The sequence below is a fragment of the Streptococcus cristatus genome (genome assembly GCF_001588905.1).
Taxonomy (GTDB): Bacteria; Bacillota; Bacilli; order Lactobacillales; family Streptococcaceae; genus Streptococcus; species Streptococcus cristatus_N.
Genome location: NZ_LAWH01000019.1, coordinates 115,298 through 122,398, shown reverse-complemented (window position 1 = coordinate 122,398; position 7,101 = coordinate 115,298). Strand labels below are relative to the sequence as shown.

The following is a 7,101-nucleotide window of genomic DNA, read 5'->3' as shown; positions in this document are numbered from 1 at the left end:
CGAGCAAGACGCAGTGGTTGAGTGGGCTCTACTACGCTGATTTCATCAGCTTTTACAGCCCTACTCAACTGTGCGGAGGTGGGACGACGAAATCGAATTCTAACGAATTACCGATTTCTGTCCCACTCTCTTTCTTATTTATTTTTGCGATTTAAGATCGCGTTTAGGACAATGGCAATCAGACTGGCCATGACAATTCCATTTGAGAAGAACATCTGAAGGCTGGTCGGTAGGCTGTTGAAAAGACTGCTACCATTGAGTCCGACACCTGCTGAGATAGAAATTGCTGCAATGAGGAAATTATGCTCACTGTGCTCAAAGTCAACACGCGCTAAGATTTGCATCCCCTGAACGGACACAAAACCAAACATAACCAGCATGGCACCACCAAGAACTGGACTTGGGATAATCTGTGCCAAGGCTCCGAATTTTGGCAAAAGACCGAGGAGAATCAGGAAACCAGCCGCATAGTAAATCGGCAACCGCGTCTTGATACCAGATAATTTGACCAAGCCAACATTTTGTGAAAATCCTGTGTAAGGGAAAGTATTGAAGACACCACCCAACAGGACCGCAAGTCCTTCTGCTCGATAACCATTTCGCAGGCGGGTGCTGTCAATTTTATCTTTGGTAATGTCAGAAAGTGCCAAGTACACCCCTGTTGACTCTACTAAGGAAACCGTTGCAATGATACACATCATTACGATAGAAGAAAATTCAAACTTCGGTGCTCCGAAATAGAAAGGGGTTGGCACATGAACCAGTGGAGCCTGTGCGACCGGCGTCAAATCCACCAAGCCCATGGCTCCAGCAATGCCCGTACCGACAATCAATCCAATCAAAATAGAGATGGATTTGATAAAACCTTTGGTAAAAATGTTAATCAAAAGAATAATCAGCACCGTCACAGCTGCTAGAATCAGACTTTGGGCGGTCGGCTTGTCTACATTATTTCCCATATTACCAATGGCCACTGGAATCAAGGTCAACCCAATGGTCGTAATGACCGAACCCGTCACAACTGATGGAAACAGGTTAGCGATTTTTGAGAAAATCCCAGCGATCAGAACAACATAAATCCCTGATGCAATCAAGGCACCAAACATGGCGCCACTACCGTGACTCTGCCCAATGATAATCAAGGGAGCAACGGACTGGAAGGCTACGCCCAACACGACTGGCAGACCGATACCAAAATATTTATTTAATTGAAGCTGCAAAAGAGTTGCAACACCACACATAAAAATATCAGTCGAAATCAGATAAGTCAGCTGCTCAGCCGAATATCCCAAAGCCCCAGCAATCATAATCGGCACCAGAATGGATCCGGAATACATAGCCAACAAATGCTGCAAACCTAAAATGGCTGCCTGTGAATGTTTTTCTTCATTATAGTTCATATTATAGATCTGCCTCTCTAAATACAACTTTTCCATTTTCAAATCGGTCAATTCGAGCCAAAGAAAGAACTGTTTGGCCTTGAGCTTCTAGCAAGCTTCTACCATCTTGGAAAGATTTCTCAATCACGATTCCAACGGCTACCACCTCAGCACCTGCTTCTTCAATGATTTTAATCAAGCCCTTAGCTGCCTGACCATTTGCCAAGAAATCATCAACGACCAGGACCTTGTCACTTGACTCCAAAAACTTACTAGCGATGGAGACCGTCGAAGTAACCTGCTTGGTAAATGAATACACTTCCGCCGTTAAAATCCCTTCAGTCATGGTGATGTTCTTAGACTTTTTAGCAAAAATCATTGGAACACCCAAGGCTTCCGCCGCATAGACAGCCGGTACAATCCCTGAAGCCTCAATCGTCACAACTTTTGTAATGCCTGCATCCCTGAAATGCTCAGCAAAAACCTGCCCGATTTCTTTCATAAGCGAAAAATCAACCTGATGAGTCAGGAAAGAGTCAACTTTGAGAATATTTTCTCCCAAAACGTTGCCGTCTTGCAGAATTCTCTCTTCTAATTTTTTCATGTATCTCCTCTTAACATATCTTGGCTCAATGATGAAAGGACCTGCCACGATAAGCAAGTCCTTCCTTTTAATGACAAATAGCCTGACACTAAAAGTACCAGAAAGTCATTAGACTCACTTATTGTTAGATGTTTGGCATCTTGTAGAGACCTTGCCCCAATCATTAGCAAGATAAATAAGTTATTCTATTTCATTAATGGGCATCGCCATTCCAGATGGAATTTTTGACGATGACATAGTCCACACGAGTCAGGCTATGCAAATCACGACCGCCAGCATAGGAAATGGAACTCTGCAAATCCTGCTCCATTTCAGTTAATGTGTCCTGCAAGTGGCCCTTAGCTGGCAGCAAAATCTTCTTACCTTCGACATTTTTATAAGCACCCTTTTGATACTCGGATGCAGAACCATAGTATTCTTTAAACTTATCACCATCTACCTCGATGGTTTCACCTGGGCTTTCAATGTGGCCGGCAAAGAGCGAACCAATCATGACCATGCTGGCTCCGAAACGGATTGATTTGGCAATATCACCATGCGTCCGAATCCCTCCGTCCGCAATAATAGGCTTGCGGGCAACCTTTGAACACCAACGAAGCGCAGACAACTGCCAGCCGCCCGTACCAAATCCTGTCTTGACTTTGGTTATGCAAACCTTGCCTGGACCGATGCCGACTTTAGTTGCATCCGCGCCAGCATTTTCCAGCTCCCGCACAGCTTCTGGAGTTCCGACATTTCCAGCAATAACAAAGGTCTCTGGTAGTTCTTTCTTGATGTGTTGGATCATTTGAATCACGCTGTCTGAGTGCCCGTGTGCGATATCTATGGTAATGTATTCAGGTGCATCATCTTTTAGGCTGCTAACGAAGTCATACTCATAGTCTTTTACACCGACGGAGATCGATGCAATCAGGCCTTGCTCATGCATTCGTTTGACGAATGGTTTGCGACCTTCCTCATCGAAACGGTGCATAATGTAGAAATAGCCTCCTCGAGCAAGCTCCTCAGCGACAGATTCGTCAATAATCGTCTGCATATTGGACGGAACGACTGGCATCCGAAACCTATGTTTACCAAACTTCACGCTAGTGTCAGCCTCTGAGCGACTTTTCACAATACATTTCGCTGGAATTAGTTGAATATCTTCATAGTCAAAAACCTGAAAATCATTGAGCATGGAAAACTCCTTATCAATACTTAAAAATGACCTACCTATGCTCTTCAGCATCGCTACATCTATCCAGACGTTTCCAGAAAAAGTATATCACAAGGTACAGGTTTTGTAAAATATTTCAAATATATTATTGATAATGTTCGGAAATTAAGAAAAACACGGTCGACCGTGTTTTAATCTTTCTTATCTTTTTCTGAGTTGGAGTCTTCTGCTCCTCCATCGACTGCCTTTTTAAACTCTGAAAACATTTTTCCAATAGACTGCCCTAGCTCTGGCAGACGTTTTGGTCCAAAAATCAGTAAGGCACCTAGGACGATAACGATAAGCCCTGGTAGTCCGATGTCTTTTAAAATTCCCATTACGATGTTCTCCTTTTCTCAATCATTTTACTCAGTAGGATACTGACTTCATACAGCAAAATCAGCGGCATTGTCATTGACAAGTCACTGATAAAATCAGCTGGCGTCAAGATTACTGCTAATACTAATAAAACGAAATAGGCATAGCGTCTATATTTTATCAAAAATTGCGGTTTGAGCAAACCGATTGATGTCAGAAAGGCCACAATGACAGGCAGTTCAAACAAGCAAGCAATCGGAATGGTCGTGTGAAACAGAAAGGCCAGATAGTTCTGCGCTGTCATCTGAATGGCAAACAATCCATCACCTAAAGAAAGCAAAACTTGCAAAATAGCAGGGCTGACAAAGTAAAAACCAAAGGCCAAGCCCAAGATAAAGCTGAAAAATGTAGCTGGTATGTAAACAAAAATCGCCTTTGCCTCACTATTTCTCAGAGCAGGTCGGATAAATTCCCAAAGCTGATAGACCATAAAAGGCAGGGTCAATGAGAAAGCCACAAGACTAGCCAAGCTAATATAAATCCAAAGGATGTCATCTGGTCCCAATACAATCAGCTTCTGCTCAAAGGAAGCGGTCAGCCATTTGTAAATATCCGCTGCAAAAAGTAGACTGAGCAGAAAAATCAAACCGAACCAGATTAAGACAGCAAGGAAGCGCCATCTAAATTCCGCCAAGTGCTCAACAATCGTCTGTTCCTTACTTGGCATCTGGTTGCTCCTTTTGTCGATTTTTAAATGTCACATAAAGAACAACGACAAGAAAGATGGCTTGACTTAGTACTACTTCTAGGCTCGGATAAATTCCCAGCCAATCAATGGTTGGAAGATGAGACAGCAAGTGACTAGGAAAAATAGCTGTTAATTGCAGGGCATGAATGCTGACACCTAACATTTTAAAGGCCAAGGCATAAATCAGCCAGATCAGACCAAAGAAAATCCGATGAGGCCGAATGAGACTGCTGGCCTTGGTCATTAGAATTGCGAGCAAAACTAAAACCAAAATAGCAAGTCCCAGTCCTAAAAAGAAATCTAGAGCAGTAATGCGCGGTAAAATTCCTGCGTAGAACAAGATGGTCTCCGCTCCCTCACGGAAAACAGCGAGAAAGCTCAGGGCAAACATGGAAATAAAACTACCACTAGCTGTCACTGCCTGCATTTGACTTTCCATGAAGTCATTCCATTTCTTAACAGAGGACTTACTGTGGAGCCAAATGACGACCAAAATCATCATGACAACTGCAAAAATCCCCACTGCTCCCTCAATAATTTCACGATTGGAGCCAGAGGCAACGGCTGGAAAAAGAGACTGTAGCAAAATGGCAATGACCGCACTGGCTAGTACGCCCAAGCCAGCACCAGTATAGACCCATTTGAGGCCTTTTTTCATCTTGGAGGCCTTGAGCGTCGTAACAAGTGCCATCACAATCAAAAGAGCCTCAACGCCCTCACGCAGCAAAATCAGCATGGCATCAAAGAAAGTATAAGACCCGCTAGTGTCAATCTGTTCTAGCTCACTAATCAAAGACTCTAGCTGGTCTTGATACTCCTTGTCCTTACCCTTCACCATGATGACAGGTGACTGACTTTCTACTTTGGTATAGAGGGAAGGATTTTTAGTGCTGACATCTCCTTCAACGCTTGGCCAAATCGTGATAAATTTCTTCATCGCAGCCTTGCCCTGCTTTTCGTCTCCTTTTTGGAAAGCAAGCAGAGCTTTTTTTAGCAGGCCAATACCATCTGCCAGTGTAAGATTTTCACTGCTAGCAGACGCCTCTTCTCCCTTGACAAAGCTATCAATCGCTGCTCTCAGGTCATCATAAGAAGTTTGAATAGCTTCAAAATCCGTCGGCTCTGTCTCAATAGCACTCCGTAAAAAGGAAATGGCCGTCTCCACCTTACCATAATGAGCGGTGCTATGATCCCGCACCACGCCTTCATTGGCGGTCCAAGTCGAATTCATTTTTTTATAGGCTTCACGAATTTTTTCAAGATCCTTACTCTCAATCGCTGCCTGAAGAGCTTGAAATTTTGATTCTAATTTATTAACCAGCTTGCTTTTTTCCGCCTCAAGATCAACAGGATTCTGCTCCTTTTCAAAAGCTAAAAGAGCAGCTGAAACCTTGGTCAGCTTGTCCTCTGTCACATCGCCCGAGATAGTCAATGCCTTGCTGACTTCTTTCCCTGCAGCTGAGTCATGGTTGCTTAAAGCCGCAAATTCAGTCTGGATTTCTTTCAGCAATTCTTTGGCATTAGCTTGGTCGCCTTTTTGAACGGCTGTGCTGGCATCCGTAATCTTGATAAAGAGACTGCTATAAGAATCCTCAGCCGATACAGGCTGAGCTAGGAGTACGAGCGCCAAAAATAAAAACAAGATCTTATTCAAATAATTTCTGACCAAGATATTCTCCTTCTTTGACACCGCCGAAGCAAGCAAACAAGCCACTGCCCACATGGGTGATATATTCATTCATCTTATCCTGTGCTCCAAGATTTGTCTGGACTTTGATAAAACTGTCGGGATCCTTTTGGAAAGAGATAAAAAGGAGACCTGTATCAAATTGACCCGTTGTTTCGTCAATACCATCCGAATAAGAATAGGAACGACGATAGAGAGGCTTGTCGACTTCCTTGGCTAGTCGCACATGTGCATCAACTGGAAGCAAATCCAAGTCTACCTCGTCAAATTCATTCTTCTTGCCAAAGGGCGCTCCGCTCTCCTTATAACGACCAAAGGTATTTTCTTGCTCTTGCAGATTGGTCCGATCCCAAGTCTCAAGAAACATCTGGATTCGGCGGACAGCCATATAAGAGCCACCCTTCATCCAGTCCTTGCTGTCACACCAAACCACCTTGTCAAAATCTTTCTCCTTGGTGACATTGGCCGTACCGTCTTTAAAACCAAATAGATTGCGGGGGGTAGACATACGATCGCCAATAGCAGCAAAACCAGCCTGGCTCCATTTCATAGTGACAGCATTTCGCGCTTTACGAACTAGATTGCGAACGGCATGAAAAGCCACCTGCTCATCATCTGCACAAGCTTGAATGACAATGTCACCGCCAGTATATTTCTCTTTTAGTTGTTCCTTAGGGAAAGGAGGCAGGTCGCGAAATTCCTTAGGCTTTTTATCCTCCAAGCCCATTTTTTTCAGGAAAGAGGCGGAGACGCCAAAGGTCAAGGTCAGTCGGTAAGGGTTGAGTCCGACCGTTTCTCCAGTATCCGTAGGTGGCAAGAGGGCATTAGAACCATCTTTTTTGACTAGCTCTCCATTGACCAACTTTTCACTGTAAGCGGTCCAGTCCTTGAACATCTGGATAATGGTCTCTTTATCCGTCGTATGCAAGTCCAGGATGACAAAATAGATATTCTTTTGCATGGCTGTTGTGATGCCAGCTTGATGCTCACCGTAAAAACTGATTTCTTCATCACCGTCAGCTAATTTTTTGTCTTCTTTCGCTTGATTAGCGAAAAAAGCAGATGCACTGGAGACACCAAGTGCTAAGCCTGCGCCTCCAATCCCTGCTTTTTTAAGAAATTCCCGACGATCCATTTTTTTATTAAACCATTTTTCGTCCTTGGTCATCT

General features: G+C 43.8%; 7 protein-coding genes and 1 riboswitch. All 7 genes read right to left on the bottom strand.

Annotation, left to right across the window (positions count from 1 at the left end):
• Positions 1–134: 134 nt before the first annotated feature.
• The 7 genes from A0765_RS04325 to efeB all read right to left on the bottom strand — a co-directional run bounded on the left by A0765_RS04325 (position 135) and on the right by efeB (position 7,099).
• Positions 135–1,400 (bottom strand): nucleobase:cation symporter-2 family protein, encoded by a 1,266-nt coding sequence (locus A0765_RS04325; protein WP_005592204.1) that lies wholly within the window; start codon positions 1,398–1,400, stop codon positions 135–137.
• 1 nt (position 1,401) lies between these two features.
• Positions 1,402–1,983, bottom strand: a complete 582-nt coding sequence (locus A0765_RS04320; RefSeq protein WP_062004848.1) for a xanthine phosphoribosyltransferase — start codon at positions 1,981–1,983, stop codon at positions 1,402–1,404.
• Between the two features lie 101 nt (positions 1,984–2,084).
• Positions 2,085–2,182, bottom strand: a riboswitch (purine riboswitch).
• Complete coding sequence (gene guaC, locus A0765_RS04315; protein ID WP_061423003.1) at positions 2,177–3,160, bottom strand: GMP reductase; 984 nt, start codon at positions 3,158–3,160, stop codon at positions 2,177–2,179. It overlaps the preceding riboswitch by 6 nt.
• A 170-nt stretch (positions 3,161–3,330) precedes the next feature.
• Positions 3,331–3,516, bottom strand: coding sequence for a twin-arginine translocase TatA/TatE family subunit (locus tag A0765_RS04310; protein WP_045496898.1), 186 nt, complete (start codon positions 3,514–3,516; stop codon positions 3,331–3,333).
• Positions 3,516–4,223, bottom strand: coding sequence for a twin-arginine translocase subunit TatC (tatC, locus tag A0765_RS04305; RefSeq protein ID WP_062004846.1), 708 nt, complete (start codon positions 4,221–4,223; stop codon positions 3,516–3,518). Before tatC ends, A0765_RS04310 begins: the two co-directional genes overlap by 1 nt.
• Positions 4,213–5,913 carry an FTR1 family iron permease gene (locus A0765_RS04300; protein ID WP_062004843.1) on the bottom strand — a complete coding sequence of 567 codons (1,701 nt, stop codon included), beginning with the start codon at positions 5,911–5,913 and terminating at the stop codon, positions 4,213–4,215. The genes tatC and A0765_RS04300 overlap by 11 nt, the downstream gene beginning before the upstream one ends.
• Positions 5,891–7,099: an iron uptake transporter deferrochelatase/peroxidase subunit gene (gene efeB, locus A0765_RS04295; protein WP_062004841.1), complete on the bottom strand. Its 1,209-nt coding sequence runs from the start codon at positions 7,097–7,099 to the stop codon at positions 5,891–5,893. The genes A0765_RS04300 and efeB overlap by 23 nt, the downstream gene beginning before the upstream one ends.
• Between the last annotated feature and the right edge of the window lie 2 nt (positions 7,100–7,101).

What these genes read in the sequence shown, in the direction of transcription:
- A0765_RS04325 (WP_005592204.1), bottom strand. Translation starts at nt 1,400, where the DNA reads ATGAACTATAATGAAGAAAAACATTCACAGGCAGCCATTTTAGGTTTG.
- A0765_RS04320 (WP_062004848.1), bottom strand. Translation starts at nt 1,983, where the DNA reads ATGAAAAAATTAGAAGAGAGAATTCTGCAAGACGGCAACGTTTTGGGA.
- guaC (WP_061423003.1), bottom strand. Translation starts at nt 3,160, where the DNA reads ATGCTCAATGATTTTCAGGTTTTTGACTATGAAGATATTCAACTAATT.
- A0765_RS04310 (WP_045496898.1), bottom strand. Translation starts at nt 3,516, where the DNA reads ATGGGAATTTTAAAAGACATCGGACTACCAGGGCTTATCGTTATCGTC.
- tatC (WP_062004846.1), bottom strand. Translation starts at nt 4,223, where the DNA reads ATGCCAAGTAAGGAACAGACGATTGTTGAGCACTTGGCGGAATTTAGA.
- efeB (WP_062004841.1), bottom strand. Translation starts at nt 7,099, where the DNA reads ATGACCAAGGACGAAAAATGGTTTAATAAAAAAATGGATCGTCGGGAA.